The 19393-nt window shown below is 45.1% G+C and carries 23 protein-coding genes; 15 read left to right on the forward strand and 8 right to left on the reverse strand.

The annotated features are described in order from the left end of the window. The first annotated feature begins 4 nt into the window (after window positions 1-4). The 4 genes from yhbY (at window position 5) to rsfS (ending at window position 2031) form a co-directional block, all read left to right on the forward strand. Complete coding sequence (yhbY, locus tag ACKX2L_RS02415; protein ID WP_497550573.1) at window positions 5-292, forward strand: ribosome assembly RNA-binding protein YhbY; 288 nt, start codon at window positions 5-7, stop codon at window positions 290-292. Window positions 293-368: 76 nt separating this feature from the next. After that, window positions 369-1067, forward strand: a complete 699-nt coding sequence (gene nadD / locus ACKX2L_RS02420) for a nicotinate (nicotinamide) nucleotide adenylyltransferase (RefSeq protein ID WP_497550572.1) — start codon at window positions 369-371, stop codon at window positions 1065-1067. 10 nt (window positions 1068-1077) lie between these two features. Further along, window positions 1078-1668 (forward strand): bis(5'-nucleosyl)-tetraphosphatase (symmetrical) YqeK, encoded by a 591-nt coding sequence (yqeK, locus tag ACKX2L_RS02425; RefSeq protein WP_497550571.1) that lies wholly within the window; start codon window positions 1078-1080, stop codon window positions 1666-1668. Between the two features lie 9 nt (window positions 1669-1677). Next, on the forward strand, window positions 1678-2031 hold the full coding sequence (rsfS, locus tag ACKX2L_RS02430) for a ribosome silencing factor (RefSeq protein ID WP_497550570.1): 354 nt from the start codon (window positions 1678-1680) through the stop codon (window positions 2029-2031). Between the two features lie 28 nt (window positions 2032-2059). On the opposite strand, the gene lexA is transcribed toward rsfS, so the two are convergent. After that, window positions 2060-2674, reverse strand: coding sequence for a transcriptional repressor LexA (lexA, locus tag ACKX2L_RS02435; RefSeq protein ID WP_497550569.1), 615 nt, complete (start codon window positions 2672-2674; stop codon window positions 2060-2062). A gap of 290 nt (window positions 2675-2964) precedes the next feature. On the opposite strand from lexA, the gene ACKX2L_RS02440 reads away from it, so the two are divergent. The 7 genes from ACKX2L_RS02440 (at window position 2965) to ACKX2L_RS02470 (ending at window position 9447) form a co-directional block, all read left to right on the forward strand. Beyond that, on the forward strand, window positions 2965-4107 hold the full coding sequence (locus tag ACKX2L_RS02440; protein ID WP_497550088.1) for an ornithine cyclodeaminase family protein: 1143 nt from the start codon (window positions 2965-2967) through the stop codon (window positions 4105-4107). Between the two features lie 52 nt (window positions 4108-4159). After that, on the forward strand, window positions 4160-4507 hold the full coding sequence (locus tag ACKX2L_RS02445) for a P-II family nitrogen regulator (RefSeq protein WP_497550087.1): 348 nt from the start codon (window positions 4160-4162) through the stop codon (window positions 4505-4507). Between the two features lie 27 nt (window positions 4508-4534). Then, complete coding sequence (locus ACKX2L_RS02450) at window positions 4535-5938, forward strand: APC family permease (protein WP_497550086.1); 1404 nt, start codon at window positions 4535-4537, stop codon at window positions 5936-5938. Between the two features lie 94 nt (window positions 5939-6032). Further along, window positions 6033-6353: a (2Fe-2S)-binding protein gene (locus tag ACKX2L_RS02455; RefSeq protein ID WP_497550085.1), complete on the forward strand. Its 321-nt coding sequence runs from the start codon at window positions 6033-6035 to the stop codon at window positions 6351-6353. Window positions 6354-6365: 12 nt separating this feature from the next. Next, complete coding sequence (locus tag ACKX2L_RS02460; protein ID WP_497550084.1) at window positions 6366-7943, forward strand: FAD-dependent oxidoreductase; 1578 nt, start codon at window positions 6366-6368, stop codon at window positions 7941-7943. 14 nt (window positions 7944-7957) lie between these two features. Then, on the forward strand, window positions 7958-8311 hold the full coding sequence (locus ACKX2L_RS02465; protein WP_497550083.1) for a (2Fe-2S)-binding protein: 354 nt from the start codon (window positions 7958-7960) through the stop codon (window positions 8309-8311). After that, window positions 8308-9447 carry an NAD(P)/FAD-dependent oxidoreductase gene (locus tag ACKX2L_RS02470; protein ID WP_497550082.1) on the forward strand — a complete coding sequence of 380 codons (1140 nt, stop codon included), beginning with the start codon at window positions 8308-8310 and terminating at the stop codon, window positions 9445-9447. Before ACKX2L_RS02465 ends, ACKX2L_RS02470 begins: the two co-directional genes overlap by 4 nt. Here the strand turns inward: ACKX2L_RS02470 and ACKX2L_RS02475 are convergent. Further along, window positions 9435-10346 carry a MerR family transcriptional regulator gene (locus ACKX2L_RS02475; RefSeq protein WP_497550081.1) on the reverse strand — a complete coding sequence of 304 codons (912 nt, stop codon included), beginning with the start codon at window positions 10344-10346 and terminating at the stop codon, window positions 9435-9437. The two genes, ACKX2L_RS02470 and ACKX2L_RS02475, sit on opposite strands and share 13 nt — an antisense overlap. Window positions 10347-10571: 225 nt before the next feature. Between ACKX2L_RS02475 and yneA the strand changes: the two genes are divergently transcribed. The 4 genes from yneA to ACKX2L_RS02495 all read left to right on the forward strand — a co-directional run bounded on the left by yneA (window position 10572) and on the right by ACKX2L_RS02495 (window position 13693). Then, complete coding sequence (gene yneA, locus ACKX2L_RS02480; protein ID WP_497550080.1) at window positions 10572-10910, forward strand: cell division suppressor protein YneA; 339 nt, start codon at window positions 10572-10574, stop codon at window positions 10908-10910. 268 nt (window positions 10911-11178) lie between these two features. After that, on the forward strand, window positions 11179-11904 hold the full coding sequence (locus ACKX2L_RS02485; RefSeq protein ID WP_497550079.1) for a lysophospholipid acyltransferase family protein: 726 nt from the start codon (window positions 11179-11181) through the stop codon (window positions 11902-11904). Between the two features lie 167 nt (window positions 11905-12071). Continuing rightward, complete coding sequence (locus ACKX2L_RS02490; protein ID WP_497550078.1) at window positions 12072-13148, forward strand: tyrosine-type recombinase/integrase; 1077 nt, start codon at window positions 12072-12074, stop codon at window positions 13146-13148. A gap of 89 nt (window positions 13149-13237) precedes the next feature. Then, a complete protein-coding gene (locus ACKX2L_RS02495; RefSeq protein WP_497550077.1) occupies window positions 13238-13693 on the forward strand; it encodes a PaaI family thioesterase in 456 nt (151 codons plus the stop codon). A gap of 86 nt (window positions 13694-13779) precedes the next feature. Here ACKX2L_RS02495 and ACKX2L_RS02500 read toward each other — a convergent pair whose 3' ends face one another. The 6 genes from ACKX2L_RS02500 to ACKX2L_RS02525 all read right to left on the reverse strand — a co-directional run bounded on the left by ACKX2L_RS02500 (window position 13780) and on the right by ACKX2L_RS02525 (window position 19393). Continuing rightward, window positions 13780-14697 (reverse strand): RluA family pseudouridine synthase, encoded by a 918-nt coding sequence (locus tag ACKX2L_RS02500; RefSeq protein WP_497550076.1) that lies wholly within the window; start codon window positions 14695-14697, stop codon window positions 13780-13782. Then, window positions 14698-15243, reverse strand: coding sequence for a signal peptidase II (gene lspA, locus ACKX2L_RS02505; RefSeq protein WP_497550075.1), 546 nt, complete (start codon window positions 15241-15243; stop codon window positions 14698-14700). A 12-nt stretch (window positions 15244-15255) separates the two neighbouring features. Continuing rightward, window positions 15256-16491, reverse strand: a complete 1236-nt coding sequence (gene aroB / locus ACKX2L_RS02510; protein ID WP_497550074.1) for a 3-dehydroquinate synthase — start codon at window positions 16489-16491, stop codon at window positions 15256-15258. 243 nt (window positions 16492-16734) lie between these two features. Beyond that, window positions 16735-17286, reverse strand: coding sequence for a cell division protein SepF (locus ACKX2L_RS02515; RefSeq protein ID WP_497550073.1), 552 nt, complete (start codon window positions 17284-17286; stop codon window positions 16735-16737). Between the two features lie 12 nt (window positions 17287-17298). Next, window positions 17299-18006 (reverse strand): YggS family pyridoxal phosphate-dependent enzyme, encoded by a 708-nt coding sequence (locus ACKX2L_RS02520; protein WP_497550072.1) that lies wholly within the window; start codon window positions 18004-18006, stop codon window positions 17299-17301. Window positions 18007-18016: 10 nt separating this feature from the next. Then, on the reverse strand, window positions 18017-19393 hold the full coding sequence (locus ACKX2L_RS02525; RefSeq protein ID WP_497550071.1) for a biotin/lipoyl attachment domain-containing protein: 1377 nt from the start codon (window positions 19391-19393) through the stop codon (window positions 18017-18019).

Genomic DNA, 19393 nt, shown 5'->3' on the forward strand with positions numbered 1-19393 from the left:
ACCTATGAATAATAAACAGAGATCGTATTTATCCGGTCTTGCCGCTAAGGAACAGGCAATCTTCCAGATTGGCAAAAGCAGCCTGACTCCGGAAGTGGTTGCCGCTGTTTCGGAAGCCCTGGAGGCCAGAGAACTGGTGAAAGTCTCCGTCCTGAAGAACTGTGCGGACGATCCGAAAGATCTGGGCGAAATGCTGGCAGAACGGACGAGATCCCAGATCGTTCGTGTCATTGGCCGAAAGATCGTTCTTTACAAGAAGGCAAAGAAACCGAAGATCGTACTTCCGGAATAAGGAAGGTCCTAAGGCGGTCATAGGGAAGGCCAGAGACGAAGAAAGCTTATAGGGGAAAGGCAAAAGAAAGGAATCCATGAGAAAAATCGGCATTCTGGGCGGTAGTTTTCTGCCCATGCATCAGGGACATCTTAGGATGGCAAAAGCTGCAAGATCAGGGCTTTCTCTGGATCAGGTCTGGATCCTTCCAAATGGGAAGCCTCCCTATAAGAAGGTCTCGGATGAGATTTCGATTGAGGATCGGCTGCAATTGATCCGCCTTCTGATCTTTCGCGAACCGGGCCTGGTATTAAAGGACCTGGAATGTCGACGGTCTGCATTTTCCTATTCCTATCAGACGATGACGGAACTGGATCTTTCCCATCCTGATGTTCAATTCTATTTCATCATGGGAGAGGATTCATTGAATTATTTTGACCACTGGCGGCATCCGGAAATCATCACAAGGCATGCGAAAATCGCTGTGGTCGGCCGGCCCCTGACGGATGGAAAACAGACCGATCAATCCGAAAATGAAGATCCGGATTTTAATTTGCTTCCTTTGGAAGAAAAATGCAGAGCTATGGCAAAGAAATATGATCAGGACTTTCTTCTCCTTCCTATGGAGCCTCTGGGAGCCTCATCTTCCGAGATCCGTTCGCGCTTACATTCACTTACAGGGGATGAGAGAAAAGGCCTGCTTCAGGATCCTATGGCCTTAAAAGCCTATGCCGCTTCGGTTTATCTTTCACCGGAAGAACTGACCTATATCCTGGATCATCAATTATTTATATGAAGTGAAGAAAATGACTATTACGGAAATAGAAAATGACTTAAAAAAGAGGCTGAAGCCTTCCCGTTATCAGCATACGATGGGGGTCATGTATACGGCTGCGGCTCTTTCTATGCACTATCAATATCCTATGGAGAAAGCACTTCTTGCGGGCCTTCTCCATGATTGCGCCAAGTACGAGTCGGCGGGGAATCTTTTGAAAATTTGTATGGAGCATGATATTCCGGTGACGGAAGCGGAGAGAAAATCGCCCCAGCTTCTCCATGCCAAGGTGGGCGCTCTCTATGCCAAGGAGCGTTATGGGGTGACGGACCCGGAGATCCTGCATGCCATTCTGGTTCATACGACCGGTATGCCCAATATGAGTCTTTTGGATAAGATCGTCTTTATTTCTGATTATATTGAGCCGGGAAGAGATAAGGCGAAGAATCTGACCGAGATTCGCCGCATGGCTTTCGAAGATCTGGATCAGACTTGTGCTAAGATCCTGAAAGATACCTTGGATTATCTCAAAGAGCGGGGCCAGAATATCGACCAGACAACCGAAGCAACTTATGAGTTCTACAGTTCTACAGCAAGATCCAATGATGCTGTGGAAGAATAGGAGAAGAGTATGAGTGAAATAATAAAAGAAGACCTGGACCTTTTAAAGATGATCCGTGCTGCCCTCGAAGATAAGAAGGCAGAAGATATCCGCATTCTGGATATCCGTGAGATCACAACGATCGGAGATTACTTTGTCATTGCAAGCGGCAGCAATGCCAATCAGCTTCAAGCCATGGAAGATGCTGTCGATGAAGTGATGTATCAAAACGGCCATCATCAGAAATCGGTAGAAGGGAATCGGGCTTCCTCCTGGATCCTTATGGATTATGGCAATATTATTGTCCATATTTTCTCAAAAGAAGACCGTCTCTTCTACGATTTGGACCGGATCTGGAGAGATGGAAAAGAAGTGACTTTTTAAAAGAGAGTTCTTTTAAAAGAGAGCTCTTTTAAAAGAATCGAAAGACACCGAAGACTTTGCCTATGATCTGGCAGTCCGCTACGATAATGGGATCCATGTTGTCATTTTCCGGTTGTAAACGGATATGGTCCTTCTCGCGATAGAAACGCTTGACTGTCGCAGAATCCTCCACCAGAGCAACTACAATATCTCCATTTTCACAAGTGGGCTGCTTTTTTACGAGAATCAGATCTCCGTCAAAGATGCCGACATTGATCATGGACTCTCCTCGGACACGAAGCAAAAAGGACTGCTGATTTGGCATAAACTCTGTCGGGATCGGGAAGTAGTTCTCGATATTTTGCGTTGCCAGGATGGGCTGGCCTGCGGCCACCTGTCCAACCAAAGGAACATTGACGACTTCCCGTCTCGTCAGATTAAAATTGTCATCGATGATCTCGATGGCACGTGGTTTTGTCGGATCGCGACGGATATAGCCGTTTTTTTCCAATTTTTCCAGATGGGAAAAGACAGAAGAGGTGGATTTCAGATGTACGGCTTCACAGATCTCCCGCACAGAGGGCGGATATCCCTTGCTGAGGATCTCATTTTTTAAGAAGTCTAAGATCTCCTGCTGCTTTTCCGTAATTTTTCCGTATGCCATGATTGGCCTCCATTTTTCTATATTTATTTCAGTTTACCATAGTGTCTGAAAGAAGACAAACATATATTCTGAAAATATGTTCGCTAAAATAAATATCAGAAAAAAAGAAAATGAAAGATATAGGTTGACTCTGGTATAATGCCAGGGTTCAGAGTATAGGAAAGAACATCAAGGCAAAGGCGCCATTCCAGGTTGGGATGGCGCCTTCTTTTTGTTTCAGAAAATATTGTAACAAGGGATCAGTCAGAAAGGCTCATTTCCTAATAAGCATAGGAGAAAAGGAGGACCGAATGGATACCAGGATCGATTTTTTATATCTGAGTGAACCGGATATGATCAAGGCCGGAGTAAAGGATATGCCGGCCTGCATCGAGTCAATGGAAGACATGCTGAAGTTATTAAAAGCCGGCGATTATATGATGGGCGGTGAGAATCATAACTCGCATGGCTGCATGGTCACTTTCCCGGATGATCCGAAGTTTCCGGGCATGCCGAAAAATACCCAGGACCGCCGTTTTATGGCAATGCCGGCATACCTGGGCGGAAAATACCAGATGGCCGGTGTCAAGTGGTACGGCTCGAATGTGGAAAATAAGGAGAAAGGACTTCCGAGATCTATCCTGATGATGGTTTTGAATGATAAGGACACCGGCGCACCCTTAGCATTTATGTCAGCCAATCTTCTTTCCGCATACAGGACCGGTGGCATTCCCGGTGTCGGAGCCAAGTATTTGGCCAGAAAGGATTCCGAAACAGCAGCAATCATCGGCCCCGGTGTTATGGGAAAGACCAGTCTGGCAGCTTTTGCAGCCACCTGCCCCAAGCTTCATCGGGTTCAAATCAAAGGACGGGGCAAAAAGTCCATCGATTCTTTTGTCGCTTTCGTTCAGAAGGAATTTCCTCAATTTGATGAGATCAAAGTCTGTGATACAGAGGAAGAAGCTATCCGGGGAGCGGATGTGATCGCCTTTACAACGACTGCCAAGACGGATGACGATCCGAAGGTCGTAGAGACTTATCCCTATATCAGCGGAGACTGGATCAAGCCCGGAGCCTTTATTTCCATGCCATCAGCGGCCAGATTCGATGACGATTATCTGTCCGGCTGCCGTTTTGTTGTAGACAATTACAAGCTCTATGAAGCCTGGGCAAATGAATATCCCTATCCGACCTATCCGAAGATGGGGATCATCGGATGCAAGTTTACAGACCTCGTTCATGAGGGTAAAAACAAGCTTTCTGACATCACAGAGATCACAGATATTATCGAAGGCAAGGCTCCCGGCAGACAGTCGGATGATGAGGTCATTGTATATTCTGTCGGCGGAATGCCGGTAGAGGATGTCGCCTGGGGCTGCTCTGTGTATCGGAGAGCTTTGAAGGAAGGAATTGGCGTGAAATTGAATCTCTGGGATGTACCTGAGATGGCTTAATTCATTTTTCCAAGGAAGATTCATTTTGTCAGTAAGGCTGGAGGAAAAGGCTATGGCAGAACTCAGTAAGATCGAAGTGATTTGTGATATGTCCAAATTTAATCCCATCAAGAAAAGGCTTTCGGAATTGAAGGTCGGCGGCATGACCATTACGCAGGTCTTGGGCTGTGGCGTAGAAAAGGGAACAAAAGAATATGAAGTCGAAGAACATGAGGAAATGGAGCTTTTGCCGAAGATTCAGGTCGCCGTCGTTGTAGATACAAAGCGAGTCAAAGAAATCACAGATGAACTCCTGAAGGCCCTCTATACCGGACATATCGGAGATGGAAAAATCTTTGTATACAGTCTGGATAACGCGATCCGGATCCGGACCGGAGATGAGGGAAAAGACGCTTTGTAAAGTCTTTTTAGAAAAAGGAAAAAGATTATGGATGAAAAGAAACTGGGACTAAGAAATGTCATATCTGTTTCCGTGGGCCTTGTAATTGCAACGAGCACCCTGGTTCAGCTGGGCCAGGGTGCCGGACAGGCTGGGGTCTTATTTATCCCTGCTATGATCATTGCCTGCTGCTTCAATATGCTTACGATGGCTTCTCTGGCAGAATTGAATTCTTTGATGCCTAATGTGACCGGTGGCCTGGCTCAATATACCCTGGCAGGCATCGGCCCCATTCCTACCATTGTCTTAATGGTCGGCGGATATATGGTATCAAATATCTTATCTTGTGGTGTTGAAGCATCGATTTTTGCTTATGCAATGGGAGCGGTCTTGCATCTTCCAATTCCTGATTATTTCTGGGTTGCCATTGCATCGGTCATCATTTTGATCGCGAATCTTCATGGGGTCGATATGTTTGCAAAAATTCAGGATCTGGTCAGTTATCTGATGCTTGGATCCATGCTGGTCATGGGGATCATAGGAAGCTTGAAACTTGGAAGCGGAAAAGTAATCCATCAGCCAATGGTAGTAGGTCAGCAGACACCGCTCAGTATCATTTCGCTTACGGCGATCGCTTTCTGGCTCTTTATCGGAGCAGAATATGCCATCCCGATTTCGAAGGATGTAAAGAATGCAAAAAGGAATGTTCCTCTGGGAATGTTTCTCGGACTGGGACTGATCTGTATCGTACAGATCATTATGATCTTCGGTTTTCATAATTATACGACCTGGAAAGATCTTATGAATTCCGCTGCACCACATATGCTCTATGGGGAGAGCCTTTTCGGAAAGCCGGGCAAGATCTGGATGTGCCTGGTGTCGGGACTTGCGGTTGTCAGTACTCAAAACTCCACGGTGCAAGGCCTGTCCTCCATCTTCGCAGGTATGAGTCATTCCAATCTGATGCCCCAGTTTTTTGGGAAAACCAATAAGAAACAGGTCCCTTTTATCGGCTGCTGGCTCATTACGATCGGTATCATGATCTGTGCTCTTCTGGGGCAGAATTCCTCTCAGATCAGCTTTTTGATCCAGGTGGGATCCGTTTTCTGGATGGCTTCTTATGCAGTAGCAAATATTGATGTTCTGGTTTTCAGGCACAGGCTGCCAAAAGCGCCGAGAAATTTCAAGGTGCCATTCGGCCCCCTTCTTCCCTGTATCAGTATCGCAAGCATCATCTTTATGATAGTGAATATTTCAACCGATCCGGTGGAGCGGAATCAGATCCTTCTGGTCACGGCAATTATCACGGGTATCTTGTTCGTTTATTCAATCTTCTGGATTCGTTTTCGTATGCATATTCCGCTGTTTAAGGCGGTTCCGATGGAAAAAGTTCTGGCGATGGAGAATCCTCTCTATTATGGAATTCGGAAATATCGTGGTATTTGGAAGTGACTTTATGCTTACAGTGTAAAAAGCACTGTTGTCACTGTAAGCAGTTTATGAAATAGAGAACAAGAAGAAAACGGTAGAGAATCGAGGCAGGTTTATGGATAGAATTAAGAATCATCCCATCCTGGGGGAGACCCCGGAGGGAAAATTAGTAAGCTTTACTTATGACGGGAAGACCCTTCAGGGTTATGAAGGAGAACCGATTGCTGCAGCTTTAAGAGTGAACGGTATTATGATCCATCGTTATACCAAAAAAAGGCACGAGCCGCGGGGTGTTTTCTGTGCCATCGGCAGATGTACAGACTGCGTTATGGTTGTGGACGGACAGCCTAATGTCAGGACCTGTATCACACCGCTGAGAGAAGGCATGAAAGTACAGACACAGGATGGCGTAAAACCTCTGGAAGTGAGAGATTAAGGAGAGTTCGCGATGGAAGTGATAAAGAAAGAATTGATCGTAGTCGGTGCCGGCCCTGCAGGACTGTCAGCAGCGATAGAAGCGAGTAAGGCCGGTGTGCAGGTAACCGTATTTGATGAAAATGCAGCCCCCGGCGGACAACTTTTTAAGCAGATCCATAAGTTTTTCGGATCGAAGGAGCATAAGGCAAAGATCCGGGGATTCCGGATCGGTCAGGATCTCTTAAAAGAGGCCGAAGAGGCCGGCGTTGAGGTTGTTTTGAATGCAACGGTCATAGGCCTCTATCCGGAAAAGGAAGTGCTGGTACAAGAAGGGAATGAGGTCCGCCACTATAAGGGCGATGCGATTCTGGTTGCTACCGGAGCAGCCGAGAATATGGTCAATTTTCGCGGTTGGACTCTTCCGGGGGTCATTGGAGCCGGAGCCGCTCAGACCATGATGAATCTGCATCATATCAAGCCCGGTAATCGGATCCTTATGCTGGGTACAGGAAATGTAGGGCTTGTCGTTTCTTTTCAGCTCTTGCAGGCAGGATGTGAGGTTGTAGCTTTGGCAGATGCAGCTCCAAGGATCGGCGGATATGGTGTTCATGCAGCAAAAGTCGCCCGTACCGGAGTTCCCTTCTACCTGTCCCATACCATCAAAGAGGTGGAAGGAAAAGACTGTGTGACCGGTGTCACCATTGCAGAAGTGGACAGCCATTTTCAATTCATACCAGGTACAGAAAAACACTTTGATGTCGATACGGTCTGCGTTGCAGTTGGTCTGTCTCCAATGGCACAGCTGTTAAAGATGGATGGAATCGAGATGGATCATTCTTCCGGCGGCTTTGTTCCCAAGTGCGATGAGACCGGAGCTACTTCGATCCCGGGGATCTATGCAGCCGGTGATGTAGCCGGTATTGAGGAAGCATCCTCAGCTATGATCGAAGGCCGAATGAGCGGAGCTGCTATTGCAGAATTCCTGGGCTATATAGATTCGGATCAAAGAGAGAAGAGGGAAGCAGAGCTGGAAAAGTCCCTGGATTCTTTAAGACAGGGAATGTTTGCTCCACAGAATCGAGGTAAGAAGATCGAAAAAACGGAAGAAGGCATTCCGGTTTCAGAAAGTCTCTTAACCAAGGGCTATATTTCCGATGATGAAATCGAGAGATTCCCCGGATTCCGGAGAGAAGTCAAGGTGCATCCGGTCATTGAATGTACGCAGAACATTCCATGTAATCCATGTCAGGATGCTTGTAAGAAGGGTTGTATTTCCATTGGAGATAATATCACATCCCTGCCGATCTCCGTTGACAACAGCTCCTGCATCAATTGTGGTATGTGTGTAGCAAGCTGCAGCGGACAGGCCATCTTCCTGGTTGCTGAAAATACGGAACCGGGCTTTGGTGAAGTGACCATCCCTTATGAGTTTTTACCTCTTCCGAAAAAAGGAGACCGGGGTTTTGGACTTTCCAGAAGCGGAGAGAAGATCTGCCCTGCGGAAATTACCAATGTCCGGTCGGCCAAAGCCTTTGACGGAACCAACCTGGTTACGATGAAGGTAGCGATGGAGTATATCGATCGTGCCAGATTTTACAGCCAAAAGTGACAGGAGGGAGAAATATGCTTGACATTGAAGAAAAATTAAGAGAGATCGGACCCTACGTACCGGAAGAGGATGACGATCTTCTGGTCTGCCGTTGTGAGGAAGTGACAAAGGGAGAGATCCGTCAGGCCCTCCATAGCGGGATCACGACGATCGAGGAATTGAGAAGGCTTCTTCGCTGCGGTATGGGACTCTGTCAGGGACAGACTTGCGGTAGTCTGACAAGAAGACTGGTGGCGAAGGAACTCCATATGAAGCCCAATGATGTGGTACTTGCAACAGCTCGTACTCCAATGCGGCCTGTCGATATGGGTGTCGGCGGTAATGACCGGGGGCTTAAGGAAGATGCTGTGAAAGGAGGCTTGCAATGAAAAAGTCAGCTGACGTGATCATTATAGGTGGCGGTATCGTAGGCTGCGCCACGGCTTATTATCTGACCAAACTTGGAGTGAAAGACATCATCGTTCTTGAGGGCAGCGATTCGATCGGACACGGAGGATCCAGCCGAAATGGCGGCGGTGTTCGTCAGTCCGGCCGGGATCCGAGAGAGCTTCCAATTGCGATGACGGCAGTGCAAAAATTCTGGCCGACTCTTTCCGAAGAACTTGGAAGAGATGTTGAATATACCCAGAAGGGAAATCTCCGTCTTGGAAAAACAGAAGCTCATATGAAGAAACTTCAGGCTTTGGCTGACAGTTGTGCGGCTGGTGGTCTGAAACTGGACATGATCTCGGGAGATGAGGTAAGAGAGATCAGCCCCTATATGTCTGAGGATGTCATGGGAGCCAGTTTCTGTCCGACGGACGGTCATGCAAATCCATTGGTTGCAACCCTGGCTTATTATCTGAAGGACATTGAACTTGGGGTTCATTTTCTTACCGGTGCTAAGGTGGAAGCCTTGGAAAGGGTCAGAGGCAGGGTAAGAAAGGTCATCTTAAAGGATGGGACGGTCTTAGAAGCCGGTGATATTGTGACAGCAGCAGGTTATGATTCCAGAAGGATCATTCAATCGATCGGTCTGGATATTCCGATGACTGCTTTGGTTGACTGTGCTTTGGTTACAGAAATGGAACCGGAAATGTTTCCGCAGATGCTTGGAACAGCAGCTGCAGATTTCTATGGTCATCAGACCAAACATGGATCCTTTGTTTTCGGTTCGGAGTCAGGTCTGGAAGAATTTATGGATGTCAAAGATCCGAACGATATGAGTATGCAGCATCCTGCGACTTTAGGCGCAAGCTGCAGAGCCATTGAGGGTTGGATCCCGGCTCTGGCAAAGGCGAAGATCGTCCGCAGCTGGTCCGGTATCCTTGATATGACAAAAGACGGAGTCTGTGTCCTCGGCCGTCCGAAAGAGGCAGATGGACTGGTGCTTGCCTGCGGTTTCAACGGACATGGATTTGGAACTGCTCCCGCTGTGGCTTATATCATTGCGCAGACCGTAGTAGGAGAGGAACCGATCTGTGATATCAAACCTCTTCGATATGAGAGGTTCTATGAAGTTTGATTGCATTTCACAGGAAGCTCAAGTTCTGTGAGATATTCGGAAACATCTGACGTCTCATAGCGATCAATATGACAGAATTCTATCAGATCTCCGGCGGGGGTCAGAGCATGATTGCGACAGTATTCCAGCATCTTTGGATAATATTTTTTGGTTTGCCGGAAACTGCCGCGATAGGAAAGAGATAAATACTGACCCTTGGAAAGAAGAAAATTACTCTTATAATCTAAATAATCCGAGTAGAAGAAGACGGCTTTCGTGGGAAAGTCGTCTGTTTTTTGATGGTCAGGATCTATGGAAATCGAGTCTCTGTCTCCTTGTCCCTCCTGGTTCAGGCCCTGAGTATGATCGGCCTCTTCACTGTATTCTGAGGTGTCGAGGATGTAGCAGTCACAGGCTCCGATCGTTGTGACTTTCTGGCTGGAGCTGCTGGTGAATTCTGCAAGCCTGTAATTGATCTCATTATCCGGCATATTTTCATCCGTGATCATGAGACACTTTCTATCTGGAAGATCCAGAAGGCGGATCTCTCCTGAAGTATCGATCTTGAGAGATTCATTGATCGAGCGAAGCCTTGAATTGATATTGGTCCGGATATTTTTAAGATGAAGGATCTTTTCATCGATCACATCCTTTTCCTTTTCCAGCATAGATAGGACATGACTGATATTTCGATCCGTTTCAAAGTCCAGAATTTCCTCCGTTGAAAAACCGATTTCAAGCAGTTCACGGATGGTATTCATGGTACGGATATCATCAAGGGTATAGAGCCTGTAATTACTCTCACGGCTTCTGACCGGATGCAGAAGGCCCACTTTTTCATAATAACGGATGGAATCAACCCCTATTTGGAAAAGTTTTGAGATCTCTCCAATGCGGAATAATTCTTTTTCTTCTTCCATAGCTTACCTCCGAAAAAAAGGAAAGGCATTTTCCTCACTTTCTGATAAGTATAACAGATCTTGTTTGAGAAAGGTCTGAAGAAAGTAGAGATCGAAAATATGTTCGAATCTTATTGACAAACATTTGTTCTGATGCTACTATCATATCGAACAGAAGTTCGAAACATTTGTTTGGAAGATTCGCTTGAAACATTTATGGGAGGTTCATTTATGGGAGGTTCTGTCATGAATGATAGGAATAGAGAGAAGACAAAGCAGGTCGAAAAGAAACTGATGATACTTCTGGCCATATTTTCTGCTGTATTCATTACCGGCATCCTGTTTGCAGGAAGATTTCGTATGGCAAAAGCAGAAGAGTCAACTCCGGATTATAAATACTATACTTCGATTGAAATAGAATCCGGAGACAGCCTTTGGTCCATTGCCGGACGTTATATGGATGATCATTACAGAGATCGGGAGGAATATATCCATGAAGTTCGCACTTTGAATCACTTGACCGGAGATGAGATTCATGCAGGAGGATATCTTCTTGTACCATATTATTCCAATGAACTGAAGTGATTGATCGATCACGCGTCGAAAAAAATTAGAAAAAATTAGAAAAAATTCCAGAGCTTTATCTTAGGAGTAAGAAAAAATATATATCCGCCTGAATCTTGATTCGGGCGGATTTTTTGAAAACATTTCCTGTAAGACTTCCCATTTGTTATAATCATAAATAGTGGTAAAGGGTAGTTTATATTGCTGCCAACAAGTCCTTTTCATTTTACAGATTACAGATAGATATTTTATTTAAAGATATTTTATATGGGAGTTTTCAGATCAACTTATGTTTCGTTTAATTGTAATTATTTTCTGGAATATGTATCGAATTCCTTATATGGTTCTGAAAATGCGTTATATGGCAAAGCATCCAGAACGTTATACGGAATTGGACCGCTATCGTTTTGCCCAGCATGAGATCCTTTGTATGAATCAGGCCGGTAAGATCGAGACAGAAGTCTATGGGAAGGAAAATCTGCCAAAGGAAGGCGGATATATCATGTATCCCAATCATCAGGGCAAATATGATGCGACAGGTATCATTTTTGCACATGACAAGCCTTGTACTTTTGTTATGGATAAGGCAAAGTCCTATCAGTTCTTTGTCCGCGAAATGGTAAATCTCCTGGGTGCAAAAAGGATGGAACTTAAGAATATCCGCCAGGGTCTTCAGATCATCCAGGAAATGACGGAGGACGTCCGAAAAGGGAAAAGATATATTATTTTTTCGGAAGGCGGCTACCATAAGAACCATAATCACGTTCAACAGTTCAAAGCAGGAAGTTTTAAGGCTGCAGTCCGGGCCCGGGTTCCCATTGTACCGGTATGTCTGATTGATACTTATAAGCCCTTGAACAGTCTCACAGTAGGTCGTGTCACTACTAAGATCAGTTTCCTGCCGCCTCTGTATTACAAGGATTATAAGGATATGAAGACGCCCCAGATCGCAGAATATGTTCGTCAGGCAATCATTGATGAAATGAAGCGCTTTGGGATTGATGGAGAAGAGTGATAGTGTTAAAATATATCTATCGGAAAAATATCTGTTTTTCCGAGAAAAAGCAGTGAGATGATCAAGGATATGGTATATCCTGTTAAAAGGCCCTGACAAGGCGGATTCTCAAGGCTTTTGATATGGTTATTATGGTTAATGAAGAACGAATATAGAAAGTATATATTATGGGAAAAGATTCCGAATTCTATAAGGATAAGAAAAGAAAACAGACTCTCCGCTTAAGAGAACTCTTATCGGGACTTCCCCAATGCGCCAGGGATTATATTCAAAGCAAGGAAGTCATCGCACAGCCAAGTACTTTGGTTCAGTATTCCTATGATCTTTTGATTTTTTTCCAGTTCTTAAAGGACAATAATCCGCTGGTAAGAAACACTCCGATCAAGGATATCCGTGTGGATATTCTTGATCGAATCGATCCCAAGGATATTGTCGAATACCAGAGATATCTGGAGCTCAATGTCGATAAGCTTCACTATCATGAAAGCGGAAAACGTGCTATTGCCCGGCGTATGGCACCTCTTCGCGGCATGTACAAATATCTGGTTCGGAATAAGGATATTAAAAACAATCCTACCGAACTGGTTGATCTGCCCCGGATCAAGAAGGACAAGAATATTGTCCGTATGAATGCTACTGAAGTAAGAGACATTCTTACAACAATCTCTACAGAAAGTGCTTCCATGACAAAGCGTCAGAAACAATTTGCCGAGAAAACACGCTATCGGGATCTTGCAATTTTAACTCTGATGTTAAACACAGGAATCCGTGTCTCGGAATGCAATGGTCTGGATTTGTCGGACGTTGATCTGAAGGCGAATACTCTGGTAATTGTCCGAAAAGGCGGCGGACAGGATGTTCTCTATTTTGGTGATGCGGTCCATGATGCCCTGCAGGACTATCTGGATACCGAACGAAAGCTGATCACCCCACGGGAAGGCCATGAGAAAGCTTTCTTCCTTTCGCTTCAGGGACGACGGATCAGCGTGGACGCCATTGAAAATCTGGTTAAAAAATATGCGAGGATTGCTGTCCCCAACAAGCATATTACGCCCCATAAGCTCAGGAGTACCTATGGTACTGCCCTCTATCGGGAAACAGGCGATATTCGCCTTGTAGCGGACGTATTGGGCCATGAGAATATCAATACGACCATTGATTACTATGCGGCCATTGAGGATGAGCACAAACGGGAGGCAGCCGGTGCGGTAGATTATGATAAAATTCGCAAGCAGAATGGCTGAATGAGCTGGAAATGAAACTGGATTTCAGAGGGTATTTGATAGTCCGCTTTTGTCATTTTGGAATATAGTAATTAGAAGGCTGATAAAATATGTGCGAGAAAATGAATAAAGACAGGAAAGATAAAGATGAAATCCGCCCGGATTATGAGCAGATGATCCGTGCACGAAATCAGGCCAACCGCTTTGCAAGACAGCTGGGAATCCAGATTATCGATATGCAGCGCGGTTATGCGAAGGCGATGATGCCAATCACAAAGGAAGTAAAGAATCCGATCGGATCCGTGCACGGCGGCTGTCTCTTTACGCTTGCAGATGTTGTCTGCGGAGCTGCTGCCAGTTCCTACGGAATGCAGGCGACAACGCTGGATTCATCCTTTCATTTTCTGCGAGCAGGACTTGAGGACGATGGCGAACTATATGGTACGGCCCAGGTAATTAAACATGGAAAACGTATAACGGTCCTGGACACAAAGATCAGCGATCAGACCGGACGTATTCTCTGCACAGGAACGTTTACCTATATGTCAATTGGTAAGAAATTCTAATTACTCTTGATAGTCAAGTTATTGGAATAAAATTTTATATATCATGCATACTGGATTGAAATTTTTGATTCCTTTATGCAGGTCCTTTATAGATCCGTCCTCTTCAAAAGTTTCTGAAAATATTCCGGAATCGGGGCCTCGAATTCCACGTACTGCCTTGTCGTCGGATGAATAAAGCCGATTTTCCAGGCATGGAGGGTCTGGCCGACCAGGTGGGGAATCGGGCACTTCCTGGGTCCGTAAAGGGGATCTCCCAGAAGCGGATGGCCGATGGATGCCATATGTACGCGGATCTGATGAGTACGGCCTGTATCCAGCTTGAATTCGCAGTAGGTATAGTTATGGAAGCGCTTGAGAACCTTATAGTGGGTAACGGCAGGCTTGCCGTTTCTTTCATTGATGGCCATCTTCTTCCGGTCGTTGGGATTCCTGCCGATCGGTGCATTGATGGTCCCGCTGTCATTCTTTAAGACCCCATGTACGATGCCGAGGTATCTTCGGTTAATGGAGTGAACGGCCAGCTGTTCGGCAATTTTCTGATGGGCATTATCGTTCTTACAGATGATAAGGGAGCCTGTGGTATCCTGATCAATCCGATGAACGATGCCGGGCCGGAGAACACCGTTAATGGAGGATAGACTGTCCTTACAGTGGTACATGACCGCATTGACCAGGGTATGATCGGGATGGCCCGGAGCCGGATGGACGACCATATTTTTGGGCTTATTTACAATCAGAATATCATCGTCTTCATAGATAATATCCAGAGGAATGTTTTCCGCTTCTACTAATAGAGGCTTAGGATCCGGCTCATAAAGCATGCCCTGATCACCGACTGTAGTCAAATCCTTTGCTTTTACGACATTCCCGTTCAGCTTTACATTTCCATCTGCAATCAGTTTCTGAAAATAAGATCTGGACCGATTCGGAAAAAGAATGGTCAGGGCCTTGTCGATTCTAAGGTTTTTTGTTTGATCTGTGATAGTAAATTCCTGTTCGGTCATTCAGTCAGCCTTTCGGAAGGAGAAAAAATTCGACAGCTCCTCTTCCTTATAATAGAAAACGAATAGGCAAAAGAGGACAATGACACTCAGAGTGACATAAATATCCGCAACATTGAAGACCGGAAAATTGATCAGGGAGAAATAAATAAAATCGACCACATAATGATTCTGTATCCGGTCGATATAATTGCCGAGAGCCCCTGCCAAAATAAAGAGCAGATCGATTCGAAGGATCCGATAGCGGTCTTTATTCGTCAGAAATACAGATCGAAGGACGAAGAAAAGAATCAGTACCATTACAATGGGTGTAAGGACTGTCATGATGGTCTGGAAGACAGAGTGATTTGCTGCAAAACTAAAGGCAGCGCCGGTATTCTCGAGATAGGTAAGCTGGAGAACCCCGGGAATGAGAAGGATATCCTCTTTTCCTTTCAGATAAGTTACGGCCAGGGCCTTGGTCCATTGGTCGAAGGCTATGGTAAGTACTGTAAAGATCAAAATAAAGAGGATCATTTTTATTAGTGTTTTTAAACTTTTCTCTGACATAGTTTCTCTTTTCTATCTTAAAATAAGCCGGATCGCTTGAAGAAGTTCATCATCGCTGACATTCGTTTCGATGATTGCATTGCCGATTCCATGAAGAAGAATGAAACGGATTTTCCCATGATCTCTTTTTTTATCGGAACGAGTTGCAGCCAGAATTTCCTCCGGACTTGGCCAGGAGACCTGTAAAGCTTTCGCCCTGCAATCCTCTTTTGATTTTGAAGAAGAAGCGATTCGGTCTGATAGTTTTACAGGAAGTCCGAAAGATCGGATGAGTTCTACGCCTTGCTTCTCTTCTGCCTGGCTGATCAGACCTCTTTTTCTTGAGATAGAAAGGCTGGAAACCATTCCCAGGCCGACACAGTCTCCGTGGAATAAAGTGAAATCCATCTGTTTTTCAATCGCATGGCCGATGGTATGGCCGAAATTCAGAATGGCACGCAGGCCCTCCTCTTTCGGATCCTCTTCTACCACCTGTTTCTTATAGCTGCAGGAAGCCCGGACAATGCATCTTAAGGCTTCTTTGTCTCTGGAGAGGATCCGGTCATGGAGCTGATTCAGAAGATCCAGAAAGGATCTGTCACAGATGAAACCATACTTTACGACCTCTCCGAGACCGGAGATCAGTTGTTCCTTTGGAAGGGTTTGATAGACTTTGTCATTCATATAAACAAGCTTTGGCATATAGAAGGCGCCGATCATGTTTTTATAAGACATAAAGTCTACGCCGGTTTTTCCTCCGACAGAGGAATCCACCTGGCTCAGGAGCGTTGTTGGAATCTGGATGAAATCTACACCGCGGAGATAGGTCGAAGCTGCAAAACCGGTCATATCCCCGATGACACCGCCGCCCAGGGCAAGAAGCAGGGCGTGACGATCATAATGGCCTTCGATCAGTTTCTCGTAGATCTTTTGGATGGAATCCAAATTCTTATATTCTTCTCCTGCCGGAAGGATGATATGGTCAAAGGAAATTTCCAGAGGTTTCAAAGCCTTTTCCAAGTCACCCAGCAAACAGGGAGCAACGTTGGAATCTGTGACAATCAGGATCTTACTGTATTTGATTGATTTTATTGTTTTTGTGGGGTGCAGGGAATCTTTATAGCCGATGGTCCTGATCTCTTTTGCCAGATCCTCGAAAGAGTCTCGAAACAAGATGGAATAGAGAAAATCCCCTTTGGGATCAGTAACCTTTAGATCCTGTGTCTTATCAAAAGAATTTGAATCCTTCTCCTCTTCTCTCTTCATCATGGGAACACACACACTTTCTTTCAACCAGTCAAGCCGTTTTTAACCAGTCAAGTCGCTTTTAACCAGTCAGGCCACTTTTAGTCAAGCCGCATTTTTGTAAGCACGAATGCGGCATGATCAATCATACGACCGACCATGTATCATACTATAAGAAAAGCGGCAGTTTGACTGCCGCCACATTTTCTTTTTATTCATTCAGATTCTTCATCCAGATTCTTCATCCAGATTCATTCAGAATCCAAATTAGAAACCGGTCTGGATACCGGAGAAATCAAAGGCATTTACAATATCCTGCAGATCACCGGAAATAGAGACACCGGAAGGTGTGATAATGAAGATGTAATTACTGATCTTCTGCAAATTTCCGTTCAAGGCATAGATACAACCGGATGCAAAATCAATGATCCTTTGTGCCAGGCCGACATCGACACCCTCCATATTGATGATCACCGTTTGATTGCCAATCAGAGTCTCTGCAATTTCCATTGCATCATCAAAGGATGTCGGCTTGAATACACAAACTGACATCTCTCCATTTCCTTTTTTACTGTGGAGGGGAGTGATTTTAGAACCGCTGCGATTTGTTGTTACCTTGTGATCAAAGCGACTGCTTCTCGATTCACGATCGGAATCAGCCGAAGACTCTGTTTCATCAGAAGAATCAGACTGTCTGCTGCGCTGGCTGAAACCTCTGCTTTCCTGGCCTTCGTCTTCTTCGTCGTAATCTTCATCATTATAATCTTCATCGTCATCATTCAGACGCATCACATCAAGGAATTTAGAAAATACGCTCATAATTCTTCTCCATTATTTTATACGTGAATAGTCACGGGCGCCGAAGATACCGGTACCGACGCGAACCATGGTAGAACCCTCTTCCACAGCAACAATATAGTCATTTGTCATACCCATGGAGAGTACTTCCATTTCTACATTATCAATGTTTTCCCGGGCGATGTCAACTGATAACTCCTTCATACCGCGGAAGATCTCCCGGTTTTCCTCGGGATCTTCAACAAAAGGCGCGATGGTCATAAGACCTTTGATCTTTACATTTTCCAGTTCGCTGATTTCTTGAACCAGTTCTTTTGTTTCTTCCGGTGCAATGCCGAATTTGGAGTTTTCTTTGGCATAATTGACTTCGATCAAAATGGGAATTATGCAATTATTTTTCTTGGCCTGGATATTGATTTCCTCAGCCAGTCGGTAACTGTCTACGGAATGAATCATAGAAACCTTCCCGGCAATGTATTTCACTTTATTTCTCTGGAGATGTCCGATCATATGCCAGCGAATATCGGCAGGCATTTCTTCTATTTTTCCGGTGAGTTCCTGCACCTTGTTTTCTCCAAAGTCTCTAGCACCGGCCGCATAAGCAGCCCTTAAGTCTTCGATTGGCTTGGTCTTACTTACTGCGATCAGAGTCACTTCTTTTGGATCTCGCCCTGCCCGCTTACAGGCCTCATTGATTTCTTCTTTTACATGGTTTAAATTTTTTTCAATTTCTGCTGCCATCATAGGCCTCCTAATTAATAATTTCGTCTTCTTTTACAGAGCTTCCATCCAAAGCAATGTGGTCATAAAGGCTGACCCCGTAGGGAGTATTACTCTTGACAACACTATAATCCGTGTTTTGGAATAGGATCTCGATTCGGTTAAATACGGCATACCCCTTATTGACATTGAAAACTCCCTTTAACTTGGCGGTTTTCTGTCCTACCCGGTATTTCTGCAGAGAATTGGTCAGATAGATCTGATCCGAGGCTTTGACATCGGAAGAGTCGATATAGTAATTCTTGTCATCTGCATAGAAAATCGTCGGTTTGACCATACCCTCCTCTTCTCTTCCACTGACCAGGAATCCCAGATCACTATTATCTGCCCCGGCTGTAAAATAGGATTTGGGGATCACGAAGAAAGTTTTCTCCGTGATGGAAGAATTGGGAATCTTCAGGCCGGATCTACTGTTCAGAAGCAGTTCTATGGAAATCATCCTCTGATCTGCATAACGGTCCACACTATCATTCAAAGAGAGATTCAGGTAGGAATTTCCGTTTTTCTCAATTACACTGACAGAGGCCGTGGTCTCTGCCTGATCCTTATCGAATCGGATGCGAATGTTTTTGGCATCACCGATTTCTTTCTTCAGAGTAGAATCCATGCGGAGAAGAAGATTCCAATTGTCGGATGTGATCTCTTTATATACCGGACTTCCGGCGGAAAGCTGACCCTTTGTCCGAAGGTCTTTTGCCTTGTATTTCGAAGAATCCAAATCGGCATCCGTAAAGGAGTCCAGGGTCAGACCCTCTCCTCCGTCTGTACTATAGATAAGAAATCCAGGGCTTGTGGCATTTATGATATGGTAGCTTCCTGCTTGAAGGGAAGCATTTATATCATTTGCATGTTCTGATGCCGATCCCATCTGGAAGGCTTGATCCGCTGTATTGGTAAGATCCGAGGCAAAGCTGTAGGTCTTTTGGAAATTGTTTGAATCATAGGCATTTACAAAATCCGACGCGGTTTTCTCGAAATCCTCCAAATTCTGATCCGTAAGATCGTTGGAGGAACTTGTGGTATGATTCATGGATTTTACCAGGTCTCCCTGATCATCGATTGCATAAACCGGAGAGAGGAGGCCGACCTGGCTTCCATTTTTCGCATAGTAAAATGGAAATCCTGCCCGGTCAGTTGTGATGACAGTCTCTTGTCGGATGGCAAGGGCTTGGAAATGGTTGTCCTGTGCTATCGTTCCGGCGGAAACTTCATAAATGGCAGCATGATTTCCCGTCAGATAGGAAATACCGTGATAAGCCAGATAAATCAAGAGAATCAGGCAGACAACGATCGCAATATTCAGTTGATAGAGAGGTTTGAATTTTACGATTTTTTTATTTCTTGCCAT

It is taken from the genome of Porcibacter vitabionis, assembly GCF_046263795.1.
GTDB lineage: Bacteria > Bacillota > Clostridia > Lachnospirales > Lachnospiraceae > Lachnocurva.